Below are 22,132 nucleotides of genomic sequence, written 5' to 3' on the forward strand. Positions count from 1 at the left end.
CGCCGAGCGCAGCGAGGCATTGAACCAGCAAGCCGAGCGCAGCGAGGCATTGAAGCAGAAACCGAGCGGAGCGAGGCCTGTTAAGCGCCAGACCGGCGGAAGCCCGGGTTGGCGGGGTCAGAACCCGTCGAGCAGGGCGACGACGGCGAGGGCGGTGGCGGCGCCAAGGGCGGCCCATGTGAGGCGGCGCCAGAGCGGGTTGCCCGCGGGGCGCGGCGGAGGGGGCGTGGCCTGGCCGATCAGGGCGCGCTCCAGCAGGGCAGGCAGGCGTGGGCCGAAGCGGATGGCCACGCGGGCGGTTTCCTTCAGATCGTGCAGCAGCGCGGCGGGGCCAACATTGCGCTTGACGTAATCTTCCACCACCGGGCGGGCGGCCTGCCAGATGTTGATGTTTGGGTGCAGCGAACGGGCCACGCCCTCGACCACCACCATCGTCCGCTGGAGCAGGATCAGCTCGGTGCGGGTTTCCATCCCGAAGCGCTCGGTCACCTCGAAGAGATAGGAGAGCAGCCGGGCCATCGAGATATGGGTCGCATCCATGCCGAAGATCGGCTCGCCCACGGCCCGCAGCGCCCGCGCGAACTCGTCCACATCGCGGTCGGCTGGCACGTAGCCTGCCTCGAAATGCACCTCGGCCACGCGTTTGTAGTCCTTGCGGATGAAACCCATCAGGATCTCGGCATAGACCCGGCGGGTATACTCGTCGATCCGGCCCATGATGCCGAAATCGAGCGCGATAATCTCGCCGCCGGGCGCGACCTTGAGGTTGCCCTGATGCATGTCGGCGTGAAACAGGCCGTCGCGCAGGGCGTGGCGCAGGAAGAGCGAGAGCACGCGCTCGCCCAAGGCCACGCGGTCATGCCCCGCCGCGTCGATCGCGGCGAGGTCGTTCAGCGGGATGCCCTCGGCCCATTCCAGCGTCATGACGTGGCGGGCGGAGAGCGGCCAGAACGGACGGGGCACGATGAAGCCCTCGTCGCCCTCGGTGTTCTCGGCAAATTCGGAGGCGGCGGAGGTCTCGAGCCGCATGTCGAGCTCGCCCGCCACGACGCCCTCGAAATGCGCGATCACGTCGCGCGGCCGGAGGCGGCGGGAGGCGGGGGAGAGGGCTTCGATCATAGAGGCGGCGAAATAGAAGGCGTCGATGTCGCGGGAGAAGGCGCGCTCGATGCCGGGGCGCAGCACCTTGACGGCAACCTCGCGGCCATCCTCGACCCGCTTGGCCTTGTGCACCTGCGCGATGGAGGCGGCGGCGACCGGCTCGGAGAAGTCGGAGAACATCGCCTCGACCGGCTGGCCCAACTCGGCCTCGACCACGCGCATGGCGTCGGCACGGGGGAAGGGGGGCAGCTTGTCTTGCAGGACCATGAGCTGTTGGGCCAGCTCGGGGCCGACCACATCGGGCCGGGTCGAGAGGATCTGGCCGAACTTGATGTAGGCCGGGCCGAGGGCGGTGAGCGCGCGGGTCACCGGCGGCTGGGCCGGGTCGCCCTTGTGGCCGAGCCATTTGAACGGCCAGCCCAGCACGCGGGCGGCCACGCGGAGGGGCCGGGGCGCATCCATCGCCTCGAGCGCCACGCCCATGGCGCCAGTGCGCTCGAAGGTCGCGCCGGTGCGGATGAGGCGCCAGATGTTATGCGGCCCGCGCATCGCCCCTCAGAGCTTCCAGCCGGAGTGCAGGGCGGCGACGCCCATCGTCAGGTTGCGATACTTCACCTGCTCGAAGCCGGCGGTGCGGATCATCGAGGCGAACTCCTCCTGCGGCGGGAACTTGCGGATCGACTCCACGAGATACTGGTAGCTGTCGCGGTCGCCCGTTACCAGCTTGCCCATGCCAGGGATGACGTTGAAGGAATAGGCGTCATAGGCCTTTTGCATCAACGGGTTGGGGAGTTGCGAGAACTCCAGCACCATGAGCCGCCCGCCGGGGCGGAGCACACGGAATGCCTCGGAGAGTGCATCGGGGATGCGGGTCACGTTCCGGATGCCGAAGGAGATGGTGTAGGTGTCGAAGCTGTTGCTCTCGAAGGGCAGGGCCATCGCATCGCCCACCACCCAGTCGAGTTTCTCGGCCAGATCGGCGGCTTCGGCGCGTTTGCGGCCCTCGACCAGCATGGCCTCGGTCATGTCGCAGACGGTGGCGGTTGCCCCCTCGCCCGCGCGCCCGAGATAGCGAAAGGCGACGTCGCCGGTGCCGCCGGCCACATCGAGCAGGCGCGTGCCGGGGCGAGGGGCCAGCCAATCCATCATCGCGTCCTTCCAAAGCCGGTGGATGCCGCCGCTCATCAGGTCGTTCATGATGTCATACTTGCTGGCCACGGAGGAGAAGACCCCGTGCACCTTGCCGGCCTTCTCGGCCTCGGGCACCTCGGTGAAGCCGAAATGCGTGGTTTTTCCGTCGTCTGCCATGGGCTTGCCCAACTTTGTTCGCAAACCGGATATAGGCAATTTCCACCGGATACAAACGCGCCAGATGCGCGCAGGAGGGCGAGGAATGGACGAGCGGGACCAATTTGCGATGCAGCTGCTGTTGCTGGCGCTCGAGTATCCGCTGATCGCCGTGGCGCTGGCCGTTGTGCTGATCCTGACGCTGATCCTCGGCTACATTCTGGTTTTCTACGTGATCCCCGGCATGCTCATCCGCGCCGGGGTGCGGAAGCTGGAGGATGTGACCGCGCCGAAGGATGCCTCTGGCCGCCGGGTCCGGCAGACGATGGGCGCGCGGTTCATGGGGCGGGGCGATATTGCGCCGCTGGCCTCGCGCGGGATGGCGCGGGCGGCAGAAGAGTCGCTTGGCACCACGGTCATGCGCACCACATGGGGCATGCGCCTGTCGACGGTGGTGCTTGGCGGCGCGGCTTTGGCGGCGCTGCTCTTAATGGATATGGGGCTGGACCCGCAGGTGGCGCTGTTCGTGAAGCCTGCGGTGGTGGGCTTTGGCCTGCTTGGCCTTGCCCATGTGTTCAGCTTTGAGATGCGCTATGACCGGGATGTGATCATCTCGCAGAGCCTGATCCAGTTTCGCCGCGAGATCGCCTGGCGCGACCTCGTGGATATCCGGGACGAGGGGAATGGCGTGTTTCGCCTGACGGGCGCGGATGGCAAAAAGATGCGGGTGCAGAAGTATCTCACCGGCATGAGTGATTTCCTGACCCGTGCCCATGGCGTGATCGACGGGCGCGGCGCTTTTGCCTGAGGGCTTGCGGGGCGCGGCGGGGTGGCTAGGTTTGGCGCCAGACGCCTGAGCCGGAGCCGATATGCCTGAACTGCCCGAGGTGGAGACCGTGCGCCGCGGTCTGTTGCCTGCCATGGAGAACACCGTGATTGCCGAGGCCCGGGTGAACCGGGAGGGGCTGCGCTGGCCGTTTCCGCCCGGCATGGCCGAGCGGCTAACCGGCCGCCGGGTGCTGGGGCTGCGGCGGCGGAGCAAGTATATTCTGGCCGATCTCGACAGCGGGGAGACGCTGCTGATTCACCTCGGGATGAGCGGGCGGATGCGGGTGAGCGGCGAGGGGGCAAACTTGAATCCGGGGGTGTTTCATCACGCCCACCCGGCGCCGGAGAAGCACGACCATGTGGTGCTGGAAATGGCGAACGGCGCTCGCGTGACCTTCAACGATGCGCGCCGTTTCGGAGTGATGGACATGGTCGCCACGGCAGAGGCCGAGGCGCACCGGCTGCTCGCTGGGCTGGGGCCGGAGCCGCTGGGCAACAGCTTCAACGAAGATCATCTGGTGGCTGCGTTCCGAGGCAAGAACACGCCTGTGAAGGCCGCGCTGCTCGATCAGAAGATCGTCGCCGGGCTGGGCAATATCTACGTGTGCGAGGTGCTGCACCGCACCGGGATCTCGCCGGTGCGCAAGGCGGGCAAGATCGGCCCTGCGCGCGTGGCCAGCCTTGTGCCCGCGATCCGGGAGGTTCTGGGCGAGGCCATAGAGGCGGGCGGCTCCAGCCTGCGCGACCATCGGCAAGCCTCTGGAGAGCTTGGATATTTTCAGCACCGCTTTGCCGCCTATGACCGTGAAGGCGCGGCGTGTTCCACCCCCGGTTGCAGCGGTACGATCCGCCGGATCGTGCAATCGGGGCGCTCAACTTTCTACTGCGGGTCGTGTCAAAGATAACTTGCAGAGCAGCCTGACCCTGCTAACAAAGGGAGGCTTGGCACGACCGAAAGGACAGCCATCCATGGCTTATGAAACGATCGCCGTCGAAACCTCCGATCATGTTTGCACCATCCGCCTCAACCGGCCTGACGCGCTGAATGCGCTGAATGCGCAGCTCATTGGCGAGCTGGCCGATGCGGTGGCAGAGGCCGATGCCGACAAGGGGGTGCGCTGCCTCATCGTGACCGGCTCGGAGAAGGCCTTTGCCGCCGGGGCGGATATTTCGGAGATGGCCGACAAGGATTTTGTCGATGTTTTCATGGGCGACATGTTCGGCGCCCAGATCGACCGGATCCTGGCCTGCCGCAAGCCGATCATCGCGGCCGTCTCGGGCTATGCGCTGGGCGGCGGCTGCGAGCTGGCGATGATGTGCGATTTCATCATCGCCGCCGATACCGCCAAGTTCGGCCAGCCCGAGATCAACCTTGGCGTCATTGCCGGGATCGGCGGCACCCAGCGGCTCACCCATTTTGTTGGCAAGGCCAAGGCGATGGACATGCACCTGACGGGGCGGTTCATGGATGCCGAGGAGGCCGAGCGCTCGGGGCTGGTCAGCCGCGTGGTGCCCGCCAAGAAGCTGATGGACGAGGCCAATGCGGCGGCCCAGAAGATCGCCGAGAAATCGGCGGTGTCGGTGAAGGCGGCCAAGGAGGCGGTGAACCGCGCCTACGAGATGCCGCTCCGCGAGGGGCTGCTCTTTGAGCGGCGGCTGTTCCACGGGCTGTTTGCCACCGAGGATCAGAAGGAAGGCATGAAGGCCTTCCTCGAAAAGCGCGAGCCGCAGTTCCGCGACAAGTAGCGGCCGTTTGGCCCGCAGTGGATGCGGAGCCGGCGGCTAGCGCGATCCACAACGGGGTTGGCAACGGCCGCCCAAGCGTGTAAATGCCCGCCGATACATGCGTGTGAGGCCCGCTCTGGCCAGAATCGCCCGGTAGCGAACCCGGGGTCGGGCTCTTCCCGCGCAATTCAGTTTTGAACGCCGCACCAAGGCAAGACCCGACGAAAGAGAGACACACACATGGCCAACTCGCCCCAGTCCAAGAAACGCGCCCGCCAGAACGAAGCCCGCTTTGCCGTGAACAAGGCCCGCCGTTCGCGGATTCGGACCTACCTGCGCAAGGTCGAGGAAGCGATCGCCTCCGGTGACAAGGACGCGGCCACCGCTGCCCTTCGTGCCGCCCAGCCCGAGCTGATGCGTGGCGTGACCAAAGGCGTCTACCACAAGAACACCGCTGCGCGGAAAATGTCGCGCCTCACCTCCCGCGTGAAGGCCATCGGCGCCTGAGTCGCTGCGACATAAATGCCATGGGGCGCCACCTTCGGGCTGGCGCCCTTTTTTGTTCTCACAAAGCGCGAGAGCCCTAAAAACTAGGGCTTTCAGAGAGGTGGCGAGATTCGCTCCGGAAAAGAGTGAGTCAAGTCAAAAGGTCAGTTGCCGGGCCGCGCGGGCGCTTGCTATCACCGGTCCTGCGATTCACGTCGCCTAGGGGGGACATGGTCGTTTCCGGCCAGTTTCGGAGCTTCTGGGGAAGCGCTGCACCGAGACAAACGGACGGAGACGGGTTGCTGTCAAATTGACGCCAGAGGAATGGGGTAACGCCGTTCTGCTGGTGACGCTGCTGCTGACGCAACATGTCCGAAGATGATGTCACTGGCCGCCGGGCAAGGCTTGCGCCCGGGAGGTCTGCCTTTTGAATGCTCGCACGAGCGACCCGCACATCTGTGTGCCGGGTCATGGCACGGCATTGCCTTTTTTACCCCTTATGACGTGGGCCGCATGTGTGCGGGCCGCCGTGATTTGGCAGGGGCGGTTTGTTTGGGTGTGAAACAAACATAAAAAGGGACGGGAAATTCGGATGCCACAAAGCAGATGGGGCCAGGTCAGTCAGTCGCTGAAGTCGACGGTGGGGCAGAACAACTTCAAGACCTGGATCGAGCCACTCAAGCTGAACAGCCTTGAAGACGGCGTTGCGCATTTCGAGGTTCCGACGAACTTCTTTGGCAACTGGGTGAGCCGGAACTTCTCGGACACCATCGTGAAGCACATGAGCCGCGACGGGCTCGAGGTGCGCCGGCTGGAGTTTCGGGTGCCGTCCGCCCGGAGTGGGGCCGCTGCCGCCCCCGCTGCTGCCGATGCGCCCGCCAAGGAAGCTGCCTCTCAGGGTGCGGGCCGTCCCGCCGCCGCCGCGGGCGCTGGCTCCGACACCTCCAATGGCTCACATGACGATGACCAGCCCGGTGCCACGCTCGACGAGCGCTTCACCTTCGACAGCTTCGTTGTCGGCAAGCCGAACCAGCTCGCCTATACCGCCGCGCGCCGTGTGTCCGAAGGCGGGCCGCTGACCTTCAACCCGCTGTTCCTCTATGGCGGCTCCGGTCTCGGCAAGACCCACCTGATGCATGCCATCGCATGGGCGCTGAAGGAGAACTGCCCGGAGAAGAAGGTGGTTTACCTCTCGTCCGACCAGTTCATGTATCGCTTTGTCCGCGCGCTGCGCGAAGACGGGATGCACGAGTTCAAAGAAGCCTTCCGCTCGGTCGACGTGCTGATGGTAGATGACGTGCAATTCTTCGCGGGCAAGAACAGCACGCAGGAAGAGTTCTTTCATACGTTCAACGCGCTCTCCGATCAGGGCAAGCAGATCGTCATCAGCGCCGACCGTGCGCCGCATGACATCAAGAAGATCGAAGACCGCATCGCCAGCCGCTTGGCCTCTGGCCTCGTCGTGGACCTGCACCCGACCGATTACGAGCTGCGCCTCGGCATCCTTCAGCAGAAGGCCGATTTCTACCGGAGCCACTATGGCAACCTCGAAATCGGCAAGCATGTGCTGGAATTCCTCGCGCACCGGATCACCGGCAACGTCCGCACGCTGGAAGGCGCGCTGACCCGGATCTTCGCCTTCGGCAACCTCGTGGGCCGCGAAGTGACGCTGGACATGGTGCAGGAGTGCCTCGCCGACCTGCTCCGCGCCTCCGAGCGCAAGCTGACCATCGAAGAGATCCAGCGCCGGGTGTGCGAGCATTACAACGTGCGCATCTCCGACATGAACGGCCCCAAGCGGCACCGCACCATTGCACGGCCGCGGCAGGTTGCGATGTTCCTCGCCAAGGGCCTGACCTCGCGCTCGCTGCCCGAGATTGGTCGCCGCTTTGGCAACCGCGATCACACCACGGTGCTCTATGCCGTGCGCAAGATCGAAGAGATGATCCAGACCGACAGCACGCTCGCGGATGATATCGAGATGCTGAAGCGGATGCTGGAAGCCTGAGCCGGGCGGTGGGCGGATTGCCCACCTCAAGGCGCAAATCCGGCGGTGGTACGAAGCCCCGCCGGAGCTGTTGCAGGAGGCGCCCTTGACGCCCCTGCAAAACTCACGAAACTGCGAGAAACAACTTGCCTGCGGGGGGGATTTGCATAGTCTGCGCCTCCCGGCACCATGGGGGACTGAGCAATGAAATTCTCGATCGAGCGGGCCGTTCTGCTGAAGGCCATCGCGCAGGCGCAATCGGTTGTGGAGCGACGCAACACCATTCCGATTTTGGCCAATGTGCTGATCGAGGCCGAGGGCGATGGCGTGCAGTTCCGCGCGACGGACCTTGATATCGAGGTGGTCGACAAGGCCCCCGCGATGGTCGAGAAGGCGGGCGCGACGACGGTGAGCGCGGTGACGCTGCACGAGATTGTCCGCAAGCTGCCCGATGGCGCGCAGGTGCAACTCTCCGACGACTCCGCCGCCGGTCGGCTGACGGTGGAGGCGGGGCGCTCCAACTTCTCGCTCGCTACCCTGCCGAAAGAGGACTTTCCGGTCATGGCGTCGAGCGAATACGGCGCCAATTTCAGCGCCGGTGCGGCCACGCTGCGGCGGCTGTTCGACAAGAGCAAGTTTGCGATTTCGACCGAGGAAACGCGGTACTACCTGAACGGTGTTTACATGCATGTGGCCACCGGCGAGGACGGGCAGGCGCTGCGCTGCGTGGCGACCGATGGTCACCGACTGGCCCGTGTGGATGCCCCGCTGCCCGAGGGCGCCGAGACGATGCCTGGTGTGATCGTGCCGCGCAAGACGGTGGGCGAGCTGCGCAAGCTGCTGGATGACGACGAGGCACAGATTGCCGTGTCGGTCAGCGAGACCAAGGTGCGCTTTGCCACGCCCGAGATCACCCTGACGAGCAAGGTGATTGACGGGACCTTCCCCGATTACACCCGCGTCATCCCGACCGGGAACACCAAGAAGCTCGAGGTGGATGCCGCCGAGTTCGCCAAGGCGGTCGATCTGGTGTCGACTGTCAGCAGCGAGCGCAGCCGCGCGGTGAAGCTCTCGCTCGACGAAGACCGGCTGGTGCTTTCGGTTAACTCGCCTGACAGCGGCGCGGGCTCGGCCGAGCTGGCAGTGGCCTATGGCGACGAGCATCTGGAGATCGGCTTCAACGCCAAGTACCTCACCGAGATCGCCAGCCAGGTGGATCGGGAGAACGCGGTGTTCATGTTCAACTCCGCGGGCGACCCGACCCTGATGCGCGAAGGCTCCGACACCTCGGCGCTTTATGTCGTGATGCCGATGCGGGTTTGAGGTCGCGCGGGTCTTTGCCCGCGCAACGCTGATGCCCCGCCTCGCCCTCACATCCCTGACCCTCTCCCACTTCCGCTCGCATCGCCGGGCGGAACTGGTGCTGGATGGCCGCCCGGTGGCCCTTTGGGGGCCGAACGGGGCGGGCAAGACCAATGTGCTGGAGGCGGTGTCGATGCTCTCTCCGGGGCGCGGGTTGCGGCGGGCTTCTGCAGAGGAGATGGCACGCGCGCCCGAGGCGCTGGGCTGGAAGGTGAAGGCGGAGCTGGCCTCGCTGGGGCATATGCACGAGCTGGAGACATGGGCCGACGCAGGGGCAACGGGCCGGGCGGTGAAGATCGACGGCAAGGCTGCCGCGCAGGTGGCGCTGGGGCGGCTGGCGCGGGTCGTCTGGCTGGTGCCGTCGATGGACAGGCTGTGGATCGAGGGGGCGGAGGGGCGGCGGCGCTTTCTGGACCGGATCGTGCTGAGCTTCGAGCCGGCGCATGGCGAGGCGGTGCTGGCCTATGAGAAGGCAATGCGCGAGCGCAACCGGCTGCTGAAGGACATGGTGCGCGACGCCCATTGGTATGCCGCGCTTGAAGCTCGGATGGGCGGAGAGGGCGCGCGGATTCACCGGAACCGGGAAGAGGCGCTCACGCGGTTGGCCGAGGCGCAGGGCGAGGCGGATGGAGCCTTTCCAGCCGCCGAGCTGGTGCTGACCCACCCTGAGCCGGCCTGCGATGCACCGGGCGAGGCGGAGGCGCTGACGGCGGCGCTGGCGGAGGGGCGGGCGCGCGATCTGACCGCGACCCGCACGCTCACCGGGCCGCACCGTGCAGACCTCGATGCGACCTATATCGCCAAGGGCACGCCCGCCCGGCTGTGCTCGACAGGGGAGCAGAAGGCGCTGTTGCTGTCTCTAATCCTCGCCAATGCGCGGGCGCTGGCGGAGGATTTCGGCGCGCCGCCGCTATTGCTGCTCGACGAGGTGGCCGCCCACTTGGACGCTGGCCGCCGGGCGGCGCTGTATGCCGAGATCGAGCGGCTGGGCGCGCAGGCCTTCATGACCGGCACCGGGGCGGAGCTGTTCGAGGAGTTGGGTGGCAAGGCGCAGCACTTCGAGGTGACGGAAGAAGGCGGGGTTTCGACCGTCAGCGAGGTGACGGTGTGAGGCAGGTGCTGCTGCTGAGGGGCATCAACGTGGGCGGCCACGGCAAGCTGCCGATGGCGGAGCTGCGGGCTCTGTTGGAGGGCCTCGGGGCCACGGGGGTGCAGAGCTACATCCAGTCGGGCAACGTGGTGCTGAGCGATGCGCCCGCGGTGGAGCAGATTGAAGCGGCGATCGAGGCGGGGTTCGGCTTTCGGCCGGCTTGCCTCTTGATCGGGGCGGATGACTGGCGGGCGGCAATGGAGGCGGACCCGTTCAAGGAGGCGCGGGAGACGCCGAAGCTGCTGCATTGCTTCTTCTGCGCGCGCCAACCTGCGGCTGACATACTGGCGGTTGAAAAGGCGCTGGAGAATGGAGAACGGGCCGAGCTGCTGGGCCGGGTTCTCTACTTTCATGCACCGAACGGCATGGGCAAATCGAAGTTTCCGGCAAAGGTGGAGCGGCTGCTGGGCACACCCGCCACGGCGCGCAACTTTGCGACCGTCGCCAAGCTCGCGGAGATGCTGGACACGCCATGACGATCACTCCTGCCGAGCTGGGGCTTTATGCCTTTGCGCTCCTGATCCTGTTTCTGACTCCCGGCCCGGTGTGGATGGCGCTCACTGCGCGGGCGCTTTCGGGGGGCTTTCATGCGGCATGGCCGCTGGCGCTGGGCGTGGTCATCGGCGATGTGCTCTGGCCGTTTCTTGCGATCTACGGGATCACATGGGTGACGACCGTCTTTGCCGGGTTCATGACCGCGCTGAAGTTCGTCGCCGCTGCGATCTTCCTCGTGATGGGGGCGCTGATCTTGCGGAATGCGGGCAAGTCGATTGCCACCGACAGCCGCCTGACCCGCCCCGGCATGTGGGCCGGGTTCGCGGCGGGCGTGGCGGTGATTCTGGCCAACCCAAAGGCGATCCTGTTCTACATGGGGGTGTTGCCGGGGTTCTTTGATCTGACCCAGGTGACATGGGGTGACATCGCCACCATCACCGCGATCTCCGCCGTGGTGCCGCTCGTCGGCAACCTCTTTTTCGCGCTGATGATCGACCGGGCGCGACGGCTCTTGGCCTCGCCGCGGGCGCTGCGGCGGACGAACATTGTGGCGGGGAGCCTGCTGATTGTGGTGGGGCTGATCATTCCGTTCACCTGACGGAAAACGTCACTGGCGTTCAGGGGCTTGCCCGGTATCCTGCCGCAAATGCGCCTGCTCGTTCTTGTCATCCTCTGCATCACGGCCCTGCCTGCCCTCGCTGAGAAGCGGGTGGCGCTGGTGATCGGGAATGACCGGTACGAGGCGATGCGCCCGCTCAGGAATGCGGCGAATGATGCCGACACGGTGGGCGCCGCGCTTGAGGCGCTGGGTTTCGAGGTCGCCTATGAGCGCGACCGCGACAAGCGGCGCATGGAGCGGGCGCTGGAAGACCTTGAGTATGACGGCGAGGGCGCCGATGTGGCGGTGGTCTATTTCGCCGGTCACGGGTTTGAGGTGGGGGGCGACAACCGGCTGCTGCCGGTGGATGGCGACGGCGAGAGCCTCGAAAGCCTGATGGAGACCTCGCTGAGCCTTGGCGAGATCCGCGCCCGGGTGGCAAAGATCGCGCCTGTGGCGGTGGTGCTGGTGGATGCCTGCCGGGTGGACCCGTTCGAGGGCGCCACGGATGGCCGGGCGGCGATTGCGCTGAAGGCGGGCGAGACGCCGGGCTTTGCCGCCGTAGCGAGGGCGGAGGGCACGCTGATTGGCTTTTCCACCGCGCCGGGGGCGGTGGCGCTGGACGGGGAGGGCAGCAACTCACCCTTCGCCGCCGCGCTGGCAAGGCATCTGGAGACGCCGGGGCTGGAGGTGCGCTCGGTGCTGACGCTGGTTCAGCAGGAGGTTTACGACCGGACGCGGGGCGCGCAGTTGCCCTACGTGGAGAGTGCGCTGCCGAGGCTGTTCTTTGCCGCCGGGCAGAGTGATGCCTTGCCCGAGCGCGAGCGGCTGCTCTTGGCGATGGCCGACCTCACGCCGGACCTGCGGGCCGAGGTGGAGCGGGTTGCGACGGATGCGCAGGTTCCGCTGGCGCCGATCTACGGCGCGCTGCTGGCGGCGGAACTGACCGAGGCCTCGCCCACCGAGCGGGCCGAGAAGCTGGCCGAGGCGGCGCGGGCCTTCAACGACACGCAGGCGCAACTCCGTGCCCTTTCGGCCTCTGATGGCGAGGTGGCGGAGCTGCGGGATGTCGCGGACAGTCAGCTTTCGCTCGGGGATTTCACCGGCGCGCTGGACACGCTGGATGAGGCGATTGCGCGCGACAGGGCCTCGGGCGATGCGCTGGCCGAGAACCTCGTGGCACGGCGGCTCTCGGAGGCGGACACGCTGGTGCTGAAGGCGGGGTTTGCCCGAACCCGGCTGGACTATGCGCAGGCCATCGAGGCGCTGGCGCGGGCCTCGGCGCTGCACGTCGAACTGGCCGGGCTGGTCACGGACGTGGCCCACCGCCGCGCCCGCGTGGAGGTGGCCCGCGAGCTCGGCGAGCTGCGCCGGATCACCGGGGACGGTCCGGGCGCGCGGGCGGCCTTTGACGAGATGCTGACGGCGGCCAAGGTGCTGCTGGTGATTGCCCCCTCCGAAGAGGCCGCGCTGCTGGTGTTTCAGGCGCAAATGGAGATCGGCTATGCCCAGATGGCGGCGGCGGATTTTGGCGGCGCGATCGACAGTTTCGCCACCGCGATCGACGCGCTGCGGGCCACCGATCAGACGGGCAAGCTGCATGAGCTGAACATGTGGGCCGCCGAGGTTGCTGTGGGCGATACGGCGATGGCGCTGGGCAGCTACCGCTCGGCCCTGCGCAGCTACACCACGGCCAACGAGCGGATCACGAAGGCGCTGCCGGAGATGCCGGAGGACGCCGAGGAGCGGCTGAAGCTGGCCACCAGCTACGAGCGGCTGGGCGATGCCCAGATGGCGCTGGGCCTCTCCGAGGAGGCGTTTGACACCTACTGGAAGGGGTTCGACAGCGTCGGCAATTGGGGCACGGTCACCAAGGGCGATCCGGCATTGCGCAGCCGGATGATGCTTCGGATCGGGCAGATCGGCACCAAGGCGGGCCGCGCGGCGCTGGTGAACAAGGAGTTTGCCACCGCGCTGGCCTATCTGGAGCGGATGGTCGAATTCCTCCGCACGGCCTACGAGGAAGACCCGCAGCAGGTGGAAATGCAGCAGCGCTATGCCGCCGCGCTGGCGAGCCTTGGCGACGCGCAGATGCGCCATTCGGACCATGCGGCGGCTTCGAAGAGCCTGACGCAGGCGATTGCCCTGCTGGAGCCGCTCATCGCGCTCGACCCGGGCAATGCGAATTACCGCTACGAGCTGGCGCTGGCATGGTCGCTCTATGGCGAGCAGCAGGTGGTGGACCAGCAGTGGGACAGCGCGCTGGAATACCTCGCCGCCGCCATCGGGGCGATGGACGACCTGTTCGAAATCAACAGCTCCAACGCGATCTGGCTCTGGGAGTATGCCGATATGCACCAGCGCCGGGGGCGGCTGGCCGAACAGCGCGAGCGGTTTGCCGTGGCGATGGAGGATTACGCGGTGGCGGCGCGCTACTCGGGCATCATGTCGGAGTTTCAGGCCGACAGTCCGCAGGGGCGCACGCGGCACGCGCAAAACCTCTTTTACCTCGGCAACATGCAGATCACCCTTGGCCAGTGGGAGCAGGCGGCGGCCACCCAGAGCGAGCTGGTGGCGCTGCTGGAGCGGATCGCGGTGGAGGAGCCGGGCAACATCATGCGGGTGGGCGAGCTGGCGATGGCGCAGCTGCGGCTTGGCGATGCACAGGGCTGGCTGGGGCAGGATGCTGCCGCCGCAGAGGGGTTTGCCGCCGCGCTGGAGGGCTTCGATGCCGTGCTGGCCGAGCGCTACGACTACAACGCGTGGTACTGGGCGGCGAAGACCGAGGAGGTCTGGGCCGAGATGGAGCGGCGCTATGGCCGGGGCGAGGAAGCGCTGGCCCACCACCGCGAGGCGCTGCGGCGGCGGGAGGGGCTGCTGGAGAAGCGCGACAACCGCTGGCACATCGGCCACCTCGTGGGCCTCAGCCACGAGCAGATCGGCACGGTACTGGCCGAGCTGGGCCGCAAGGAGGAGGCCATCGCCGCGCACCGGCGGGCGATGGAGATCCGCAAGGCCCTGCTGTTGGAGATTCCGCAGGACATGGGGATCACCCGCACGCTCTTTGTCAGCCACTTCCTGCTGGCCGAACTGGGCGATGCTCCGGTGCAGAATTACCGCGCCGCGGTGGAGGTGCTGGACCGTATGGAGGCGCGCGGCGCGCTGAGCGAGGAAGATGCTGGATGGCGGGATGATATCCGCACCCGGATCGCCGCGCTGGAGGCCGAAAAAAACCCCGAAAAACAGCCCTGAAAACGCCTGCCTTTGCGTGACATCCCCGGCCTGAACGCTTATAAATCCGGCACAACAACAACGGACAGGCGGCATGGCCGAAAACGCACAGGCACCCGAAGAATACGGCGCAGATTCCATCAAGGTTCTCAAAGGCTTGGAGGCGGTCCGCAAACGCCCCGGCATGTATATCGGCGATACCGACGATGGCTCGGGCCTGCACCACATGGTGTATGAGGTCGTCGACAACGGGATCGACGAGGCGCTGGCCGGACATGCCGACCGGGTGACGGTGACTTTGCACGCCGATAATTCGGTTTCTGTGAGCGACAACGGACGCGGGATTCCGGTGGATATGCACCCCGAAGAGGGTGTCAGCGCGGCCGAGGTCATCATGACCCAGCTGCACGCGGGCGGTAAGTTTGACAGCAACTCCTACAAGGTGTCGGGCGGGTTGCACGGTGTGGGCGTTTCGGTTGTGAACGCGCTCTCCGACTGGCTGGAGCTGCGCATCTGGCGGAACGGCAAGGAGCACACCGCGCGGTTCGAGCGGGGCGAGACCGCCGAGCACCTGAAGGTGGTGGGCGAGGCCGAGGGCAAGAAGGGCACCGAGGTGCGGTTTCTGGCCTCGACCGACACGTTCTCGAACCTCGATTACAGCTTCAAGACGCTGGAAACCCGGCTGCGGGAACTGGCCTTCCTCAACTCCGGTGTCCGCATCGTGCTGCGTGATGAGCGCCCGGCCGAGCCGCTGGAGACCGAGTTGTTCTATGAAGGCGGTGTGCGCGAGTTCGTGAAGTATCTCGACCGGCACAAAACCGCGATGATCGAGAGCCCGATCTTCATGGAAGGCGAGAAGGACGGCATCGGCGTGGAAGTGGCGATGTGGTGGAACGACAGCTACCACGAAACGGTGCTGCCCTTCACCAACAACATCCCGCAGCGCGATGGCGGCACCCATATGGCGGGCTTCCGTGGCGCGCTGACCCGCACGATCAACCTTTATGCGCAGTCCTCCGGGATCGCGAAGAAGGAGAAGGTGAGCTTTTCAGGCGATGATGCCCGCGAGGGGCTGACCTGCGTGCTGAGCGTGAAGGTGCCGGACCCGAAATTCTCCAGCCAGACCAAGGACAAGCTGGTCTCCTCCGAGGTGCGGCCTGCCGTGGAGAGCCTCGTGAACGAGAAGCTCGCGGAGTGGTTCGAGGAGCACCCGACAGAGGCGCGGCAGATCGTGGGCAAGATCATCGAGGCTGCGCTGGCCCGTGAGGCTGCCCGCAAGGCGCGTGAGCTGACCCGCCGCAAGACGGCGATGGATGTGGCGAGCCTGCCGGGCAAGCTGGCGGACTGCCAGGAGAAAGATCCGAGCAAGTCGGAACTCTTCATCGTGGAGGGTGACTCCGCCGGTGGCTCGGCCAAGCAGGGCCGGGCGCGGGGCAATCAGGCGGTGCTGCCGCTCAGGGGCAAGATCCTCAACGTCGAGCGGGCGCGGTTTGACCGGATGCTCTCGTCGGAGACGGTGGGCACGCTGATCACCGCGCTGGGCACCGGGATCGGGCGCGACGAGTTCAACATCGAGAAGCTGCGCTACCACAAGATCATCATCATGACCGATGCGGATGTGGACGGTGCGCACATCCGGACCCTGCTGCTGACCTTCTTCTACCGGCAGATGCCGGAGATCATCGAGGGCGGCTATCTCTATATCGCGCAGCCGCCGCTCTACAAGGTTTCGCGTGGGAGATCAGAGGTTTACCTCAAGGACGTTCCGGCGCTGGAGGATTACCTGATCGCGCAGGGCGTGGAGGGCGCGGTGCTGCGGCTGCCCTCCGGCGAGGAGATCGCCGGGCAGGATCTGGCCCGCGTGGCCGAGGCGGCGCGGAGCTTCCGCCGCATCCTGCAGGCCTTCCCGACCCATTACCCCACCCGCATTCTGGAGCAGGCGGCGCTGGCCGGGGCCTTCGAGCCCGGCGCGGCGGACAGCGACCTTCAGGCCGTGGCCGATGCCATTGCCGCCCGACTGGACCAGGTGGCAGTGGAATACGAGCGCGGCTGGCAGGGGCGGATCACGCAGGATCATGGCATCCGGCTGGCGCGCATCCTGCGCGGGGTCGAAGAGATCCGCACGCTTGACGGCGCGGTGTTGCGCTCGGGCGAGGCGCGGCGTCTGGCGCAGGTGGCCCGCGAGAGCGGCGACACCTACAAGCAGACCGGCATGCTCTCGCGCCGCGATCGTGAAACCGCCATCCACGGCCCGCTCGACCTGCTGGAGGCGATCCTCGACGAGGGCGAGCGCGGGCTGACGCTGCAGCGTTATAAAGGTCTGGGCGAGATGAACCCCGACCAGCTCTGGGAGACCACGCTGGACCCGGAGGCGCGCACGCTGTTGCAGGTGAAGGTGGAGGATCTGGCCGAGGCTGACGATCTCTTCACCAAGCTGATGGGCGATGTGGTGGAACCCCGCCGCGAGTTCATCCAGCAGAACGCGCTGAGCGTGGAGAACCTCGACTTCTGAGGATGTTATGACGGTTGACCGCATGGCCGGAGTCCAGTTGGATTTCGGCCATGTTGCGTTGGGGCATCCTTGGGTTTGTGGTCGCGGGCTTGGGTGCCTGCACCGAGGCGAATCATCTGGGCAATCCGCTGTTGCTGCCCGTCCGGGGCGTGGCCGCCGGGCTGGAGAACGCCACTTATGGCAAGCGGCGGGCGGCGGTGAAGGCTTGGATCACGAAGCATGAGGCGGCGATGCGGGCGGAGCGGTTCGACGGGCCGGTGACGGGGGCCTTGCTGGCGGAGCTGCCGCAAGGCGCGCGGGCGCAGGTGCGGGCCGATCTGAAGGAGGCCGCGGGTTACGCGGATTTTGCCGAACGGGCGACCGTTGCCTTCATGGTGCACCGGGGCTGAGCGCCCATGTGACGGTGTCTAGCCCGGCGAGGCGACAGAGGCGGGTGAGCTCGGCGTTGAGCTTCTCGTCGCGGGCCTTCGAGGGGCGCACGCCCGGCTCGGACCAACGGTTGATCACCGTCAGGGTGCCGGACTTGCGGTCGGCCTTGGCCTCAATACGTCCAACGAAACGGTCGCCTTCGAGCAGGGGGAAGACGTAGTAGCCCCATTGGCGCCTTTCGGCGGGGACGAACATTTCGACCGTGTAATCGAAGCCGAAGAGGCGTTTGAGGCGGATGCGGTCCCGGATGGCCGGGTCGAAGGGGTTGAGGATGCGCAGGCGGGAAGTGGGGGCTTGCAGGGCGGCGATACGGGCCTCGATGTCGGGGCAGGCGAGGGCTTTGAGCTTGCCGCCGTGGGCGGTTTGGACGTCGACCGAGGTCAGGTCTGCGGCCTGATCTGCCCAGGCGGCGGTTTCGGTCACGGTTGTGGCGTCCCAGAACTTTCGGATCTCGCCGGGGGTGCCGAAGCCGAGGCGGTGCAGGGCGGCGTGGCAGAGCCAGTCGATTTGAGCCTCATCGGGGAGTTTCTGCTCGCGGAGGTGGGCGGGGAAGATGCGCTCGGCGAGGTCGTAGTGCTTGGTGAAGCCGTCGCGGTGGCAGGTGGCGAGTACGCCGGAAAACCACAGGAAATCAAGGGCTTTCTTATGCGGCGGGCGGTGCCACATCTCCTTTGGGCCTTCATGGACGTGCTCGAAGTCGCGGGTGCAGAGCGGGCCCTCGTCGGCCACGCGGGCCTTCACCGAGGCGAGCAGGTCGGGGTCGAGCTTGCCCCACCATGCGGAGCGCGAGATCTTCTCGCGCATGCGGCGGAACTGGCGTTGCCACATGGGAAGGAACTCCATCGGCAGGACGGAGGCATCGTGGGTGAAGTGCTCGAAGACGGCGCGGTGTTTGCCGAGCAGGCGGTCCATCACCGGCTCGCGGTAGTTGGCGTTGCGCGACCACATGATGTGGTGGTGGGCGCGGGAGACGACTTGGATGGAGTCGAGCTGGACGAAGCCGAGATCGTGGATGATCTGCGGCGCGTCGAGCTTGCCAGTGGGCGGGGTGGCGAGGCCGTGGGTGGTGAGCCAGAGGGCGCGGGCCTGGGCGTTGGTGATGGTGAGCGCGGTCATGGCGGCAGGATTGGGCCGGGGGCGGGGGAGTTGCAATCCGGTTGCTGACATTTGGCAGGGGGTTAGGGTTTGCTCCGGGCGAACGGAGGAGCGTGCAATGGGCAGTGAGGATCGGCGGGCCGGGGTTTTCTACGAGAAGCTCGGGGAGTGGAAGGCGGAGATGGAGGCGGTGCGTGCTGTGCTGCTTGCCGGGCCGCTGGAGGAGACCTTCAAATGGCGGCAGCCCTGTTACGTGTGGAACGGGACGAATGTGTGCATGCCGGGCGGCTATGGCGGGCGGTGCAGGCTCTCATTCTTTCGCGGGGTACTGCTGGACGATCCGGAGGGGCTGTTGGTGCCGCCGGGGCCGAACAGCCGGGCGGCGCGGGTGATGGAGTTTCACTCGGTGGAGAAAGTGGAGGCAGCGCGAGGGGCGATCGAGGGGTTCGTGGAGCAGGCCGTGAAGCTCGTGGAGGAGGGGCGAACGGTGGACTTGCCGCCGGATGACTTTGAGTTGCCGGAGGAGTTGGAGGAAGCCTTGGCGAGCGATGATGCGTTGCGGGAGGCTTGGGAGGCGCTGACGCCCGGGCGGCGGCGCGGGTGGGCGCTGCACTTTGGCGGGGCGAAGAAGGCGGAGACCCGGGTTTCGCGGATCGAGAAGGCGCGGGATGCGATCTTGGACGGCAAGGGGATGCACGACCGGTAGGGAAGCGGGGTAAGGCCGACCTAGGCCAGTGTCTCTAAGCCCGCGCGCAGCCTGTCGTTCAGCGGCTTGGGGCGGCGGGTCTCGGCATCGACGTAGACGTGGGTGAAGAAGCCCTCGGCGGCGGCTTCGTCGCTCTCACCGGCGAAAAGCGCGATCTCCCAGCGAACGGAACTGGTGCCGATCTTCGCGATGCGGATGCCGGAGGTGACCGGCGCGGGGAAACGGATTTCAGACAGGAAGCGGCAGCCGCTTTCGACCATCACGCCGATCTGGTCGCCGTGCAGGATGTCGAGCAGACCCTCGTTGATGAGCCATGTGTTCACAGCGGTGTCGAACAGCTCGTAATAGGCCACGTTGTTGAGGTGGCCGTAGGGGTCCATGTCTTTCCAGCGGGTGTCATGGGTGGTGAGCGCGCGATACTGGGCGCGGGTGGCGGGCGGCGTTTTCATGCCGCCGATCAGAGCCCGAGCCAGGTGCGGATGGCAAGGGCGACGAGGCCCAATGCCAGTACCGATCCGGCATAGAGACCGATGAACCAGAGCGCCCGGCGCATCAGTGGTAGCCCGAGTCCGCGTCGATCTTGCCGCGGAAGACCCAGTAGGCAAAGGCGGTGTAGGCGAGGATGATCGGGATCAGGATGCCTGCGCCGACCAGCATGAAGAGTTGGGATTTCTCCGGCGCGGCGGCCTCCCAGATCGTGACTTCGGTGGGCACGATGTAGGGGAACATCGAAACGCCGAGGCCGCCGAAGCAGAGGATGAAGAGCACGAGCGCCAGCAAGAAGGGCGAGAGCTCGGCAGAGGCCATGCGCAGGCGGGTGAGCAGGCCGAAGAAGGCAGCAGCGGTGAGCGCGGCGACGACCACGGCGAGGCCCCAGCCCCAGCCGGTGAACCAGCGGCTGTAGTAGCCCTCCTGCAGGAACGGGGTCCAGAGCGAGACCACGGCGATGAAGCCTACGGTGAGCGGGGCGAAGAGGGTGGCCCAGCGGCGCATGCGGTTTTGCAACTCGCCGGTGGTCTTGAGCACGAGCCAGCAGGCGCCGAGGAGCATGTAGCCGGCCATCACGCCGAGGCCCACGGCGAGGGTAAAGGGGGTAAGCCAATCCCACCAGCCGCCTGCGTATTGGCGGGCGGCCTCGTCGATCTCGATGCCTTGGAGGAGGGCGCCGAGGATGATGCCTTGAGACAGGGCGGCGAGGGCGGAGCCGGAGATGAAGGCGACATCCCAGAGCGGCTTCCAGCGTTCGGTGCGCCAGCGGAACTCGAAGGCGACGCCGCGGAAGATGAGCGCCAGAAGCATGGCGATGACGGGGGCATAGACTGCCGGGAGGATCAGCGCGTAGGCGAGCGGGAAGGCAGCGAAGAGGCCGCCGCCGCCGAGGACGAGCCATGTTTCGTTGCCGTCCCAGACCGGCGCGACGGAGTTCATCATCACGTCACGGTCTTTGCGGCGTGGCTCGAGGGCGAAGAGCATGCCGAGGCCAAGGTCGAACCCGTCGAGCACGACGTAGACCAGCACCGCGAAGGCAATGACGAAGGCCCAGATCACGGTGAGGTCGAAGGAGATGCCTTCAGCGAGGGGCATGGGTCATTCCTCCTTGGGGGCGTCGGGCACCGGCGAGCGGCCAGCGGCGCGGGTTGGGCCTGTGGTCACGTCTTTCAGGCGTGGTTCGGCGGGGCTGGGCTCGTGGCCCATGAGGCGCAGGATATACCATGTGCCGGCGCCGAAGACGGCGAAATAGACCACGATGAAAGCCATGAGCGAGGCGCCGACGGCGGGGGCATCCAGCGGCGCGGCGCTGTCGGCAGTGCGCAGGAGGCCATAGACGGTGAAGGGCTGGCGGCCGACCTCCGTGGTGATCCAGCCGGCGAGCACGGCGACGAGGCCGGAGGGGCCCATGAGCATGGCGGCGCGGTGGAGCATGGGCCAGTCGTAGAGCCGACCGCGTGCGCGGGCGAGCAGAGACCAGAGGCCGAGGCCGAGCATGGCGAAGCCGATCATCACCATGATGCGGAAGGCCCAGAAGACGATGAACACAGGGGGCTGGTCCTCGTCCGGCACAGTATCCAGCCCGTCGAGTGGGGCGTTCAGGCTGTGCTTGAGGATCAGCGACGACAGCTTGGGGATGCCCACCGCGTAATCGAGCGTTTGGGTTTCGTCATTGGGCCAGCCGAAGAGGTAGAGGGGTGCGCCCTCTGGGTGGCTCTCATAGTGGCCCTCCATCGCCATGACCTTGACCGGCTGATGCTCCAGCGTGTTCAGGCCGTGGGCATCACCGAGGAAGATCTGGATCGGGGCGACGATGGCGGCCATCCACATCGCCATGGAGAACATGGTGCGGCTTTCGCCGGTGGCGATCTCGCCCCGGCGGCGGTGGCGCAGCAGGTGCCAGGCCCCCACGCCGCCGACGATGAAGGCGGTGGTGAGGTAGGCCGCGGTGACGGTGTGCGCGAGCCGGTAGGGGAAGGAGGGGTTGAAGATGATCTGCCAGAAATCCTCGGGCAGAAATTGGCCTGTCTCCGGGTCGATGCTGAAGCCGGCGGGCGTGTGCATCCATGAGTTCACCGAGAGGATCCAGAAGGCCGAGATGAAAGTGCCGACCGCGACCATGGCGGTGGCGGCCATGTGCAGGCCGGGGCCGACGCGGTCGCGCCCGAAGAGCATGATGCCGAGGAAACCCGCCTCGAGGAAGAAGGCGGAGAGCACCTCGTAGGCCATGGGCGCGCCGATCACGGGGCCGGCCTTGTCGGAGAACACCGACCAATTGGTGCCGAACTGATAAGACATGACGATGCCCGAGACGACGCCCATGGCGAAGGCGAGGGCGAAGATCTTCACCCAGTAGCGGAAGAGGTTGAGGAAACGTTCCTGCTTGGTCCAGAGCCAGAGTGCGTTGAGCACGGCGAGGTAGGAGGCCAGGCCGATGGTGAAGGCCGGGAACAGGAAGTGGAACGAGACCGTGAAGGCGAATTGCAGGCGGGCGAGGAAGACGGCGTCGAAGGTTTCGAACATCTCTGATCGTCATGTCTGTTTCGGTTCGCGTTGGAGGTAGGTTAACGGCACCGGCTGTCGATGCGGAGTGCCGGTTTGCCGCAGGGCGAAAATCGGCGCCCGATTTCCGGCTGCGCCGCTTTGGGAGG

General features: G+C 66.4%; 19 protein-coding genes. 13 read left to right on the top strand and 6 right to left on the bottom strand.

All coding sequences use genetic code 11. The features are described from left to right. Positions 1-117: 117 nt before the first annotated feature. Together ubiB and ubiE are read right to left on the bottom strand one after the other, a co-directional pair. A complete protein-coding gene (ubiB, locus tag KUV38_RS19985) occupies positions 118-1,650 on the bottom strand; it encodes a 2-polyprenylphenol 6-hydroxylase (protein WP_222471973.1) in 1,533 nt (510 codons plus the stop codon). A 6-nt stretch (positions 1,651-1,656) separates the two neighbouring features. Beyond that, positions 1,657-2,409: a bifunctional demethylmenaquinone methyltransferase/2-methoxy-6-polyprenyl-1,4-benzoquinol methylase UbiE gene (gene ubiE / locus KUV38_RS19990; protein WP_222471974.1), complete on the bottom strand. Its 753-nt coding sequence runs from the start codon at positions 2,407-2,409 to the stop codon at positions 1,657-1,659. Between the two features lie 85 nt (positions 2,410-2,494). Between ubiE and KUV38_RS19995 the strand changes: the two genes are divergently transcribed. The 12 genes from KUV38_RS19995 (at position 2,495) to KUV38_RS20050 (ending at position 17,151) form a co-directional block, all read left to right on the top strand. Further along, on the top strand, positions 2,495-3,196 hold the full coding sequence (locus KUV38_RS19995) for a hypothetical protein (RefSeq protein WP_222471975.1): 702 nt from the start codon (positions 2,495-2,497) through the stop codon (positions 3,194-3,196). A gap of 61 nt (positions 3,197-3,257) precedes the next feature. After that, complete coding sequence (gene mutM, locus KUV38_RS20000; RefSeq protein WP_222471976.1) at positions 3,258-4,121, top strand: bifunctional DNA-formamidopyrimidine glycosylase/DNA-(apurinic or apyrimidinic site) lyase; 864 nt, start codon at positions 3,258-3,260, stop codon at positions 4,119-4,121. A gap of 64 nt (positions 4,122-4,185) precedes the next feature. After that, positions 4,186-4,962, top strand: coding sequence for an enoyl-CoA hydratase (locus tag KUV38_RS20005; RefSeq protein WP_222471977.1), 777 nt, complete (start codon positions 4,186-4,188; stop codon positions 4,960-4,962). A 219-nt stretch (positions 4,963-5,181) separates the two neighbouring features. Further along, positions 5,182-5,448 (top strand): 30S ribosomal protein S20, encoded by a 267-nt coding sequence (gene rpsT, locus KUV38_RS20010; RefSeq protein ID WP_222471978.1) that lies wholly within the window; start codon positions 5,182-5,184, stop codon positions 5,446-5,448. A 571-nt stretch (positions 5,449-6,019) separates the two neighbouring features. Further along, positions 6,020-7,435 carry a chromosomal replication initiator protein DnaA gene (gene dnaA, locus KUV38_RS20015; protein WP_222471979.1) on the top strand — a complete coding sequence of 472 codons (1,416 nt, stop codon included), beginning with the start codon at positions 6,020-6,022 and terminating at the stop codon, positions 7,433-7,435. 183 nt (positions 7,436-7,618) lie between these two features. Continuing rightward, a complete protein-coding gene (gene dnaN, locus KUV38_RS20020; RefSeq protein ID WP_222471980.1) occupies positions 7,619-8,737 on the top strand; it encodes a DNA polymerase III subunit beta in 1,119 nt (372 codons plus the stop codon). Positions 8,738-8,768: 31 nt separating this feature from the next. Continuing rightward, entirely contained in the window at positions 8,769-9,887 is a 1,119-nt protein-coding gene (recF, locus tag KUV38_RS20025; RefSeq protein WP_222471981.1) for a DNA replication/repair protein RecF, read from the top strand. Positions 9,888-9,892: 5 nt separating this feature from the next. Beyond that, the gene (locus KUV38_RS20030) at positions 9,893-10,402 is read left to right on the top strand and encodes a DUF1697 domain-containing protein (protein ID WP_222471982.1); all 510 of its coding nucleotides are present in this window, start codon (positions 9,893-9,895) and stop codon (positions 10,400-10,402) included. Then, positions 10,399-11,019, top strand: coding sequence for a LysE family translocator (locus tag KUV38_RS20035; protein WP_222471983.1), 621 nt, complete (start codon positions 10,399-10,401; stop codon positions 11,017-11,019). Before KUV38_RS20030 ends, KUV38_RS20035 begins: the two co-directional genes overlap by 4 nt. Positions 11,020-11,067: 48 nt before the next feature. After that, complete coding sequence (locus KUV38_RS20040) at positions 11,068-14,271, top strand: caspase family protein (RefSeq protein ID WP_222471984.1); 3,204 nt, start codon at positions 11,068-11,070, stop codon at positions 14,269-14,271. A gap of 73 nt (positions 14,272-14,344) precedes the next feature. Then, on the top strand, positions 14,345-16,762 hold the full coding sequence (gene gyrB / locus KUV38_RS20045) for a DNA topoisomerase (ATP-hydrolyzing) subunit B (RefSeq protein WP_222471985.1): 2,418 nt from the start codon (positions 14,345-14,347) through the stop codon (positions 16,760-16,762). 50 nt (positions 16,763-16,812) lie between these two features. Beyond that, positions 16,813-17,151 carry a hypothetical protein gene (locus KUV38_RS20050; RefSeq protein ID WP_222471986.1) on the top strand — a complete coding sequence of 113 codons (339 nt, stop codon included), beginning with the start codon at positions 16,813-16,815 and terminating at the stop codon, positions 17,149-17,151. On the opposite strand, the gene KUV38_RS20055 is transcribed toward KUV38_RS20050, so the two are convergent. Then, positions 17,132-18,307, bottom strand: coding sequence for a winged helix-turn-helix domain-containing protein (locus KUV38_RS20055; protein WP_222471987.1), 1,176 nt, complete (start codon positions 18,305-18,307; stop codon positions 17,132-17,134). The genes KUV38_RS20050 and KUV38_RS20055 overlap by 20 nt on opposite strands. A 97-nt stretch (positions 18,308-18,404) precedes the next feature. On the opposite strand from KUV38_RS20055, the gene KUV38_RS20060 reads away from it, so the two are divergent. Next, the gene (locus KUV38_RS20060; RefSeq protein ID WP_222471988.1) at positions 18,405-18,992 is read left to right on the top strand and encodes a YdeI/OmpD-associated family protein; all 588 of its coding nucleotides are present in this window, start codon (positions 18,405-18,407) and stop codon (positions 18,990-18,992) included. Between the two features lie 20 nt (positions 18,993-19,012). On the opposite strand, the gene KUV38_RS20065 is transcribed toward KUV38_RS20060, so the two are convergent. The 3 genes from KUV38_RS20065 to KUV38_RS20075 form a co-directional block, all read right to left on the bottom strand. After that, positions 19,013-19,441 (bottom strand): acyl-CoA thioesterase, encoded by a 429-nt coding sequence (locus KUV38_RS20065; RefSeq protein ID WP_222471989.1) that lies wholly within the window; start codon positions 19,439-19,441, stop codon positions 19,013-19,015. Between the two features lie 103 nt (positions 19,442-19,544). After that, positions 19,545-20,576, bottom strand: a complete 1,032-nt coding sequence (gene cydB / locus KUV38_RS20070; RefSeq protein WP_261385475.1) for a cytochrome d ubiquinol oxidase subunit II — start codon at positions 20,574-20,576, stop codon at positions 19,545-19,547. Positions 20,577-20,579: 3 nt separating this feature from the next. Further along, a complete protein-coding gene (locus tag KUV38_RS20075; RefSeq protein WP_222471990.1) occupies positions 20,580-22,004 on the bottom strand; it encodes a cytochrome ubiquinol oxidase subunit I in 1,425 nt (474 codons plus the stop codon). Between the last annotated feature and the right edge of the window lie 128 nt (positions 22,005-22,132).

Source organism: Vannielia litorea, from assembly GCF_019801175.1.
Lineage (GTDB): Bacteria > Pseudomonadota > Alphaproteobacteria > Rhodobacterales > Rhodobacteraceae > Vannielia > Vannielia litorea_B.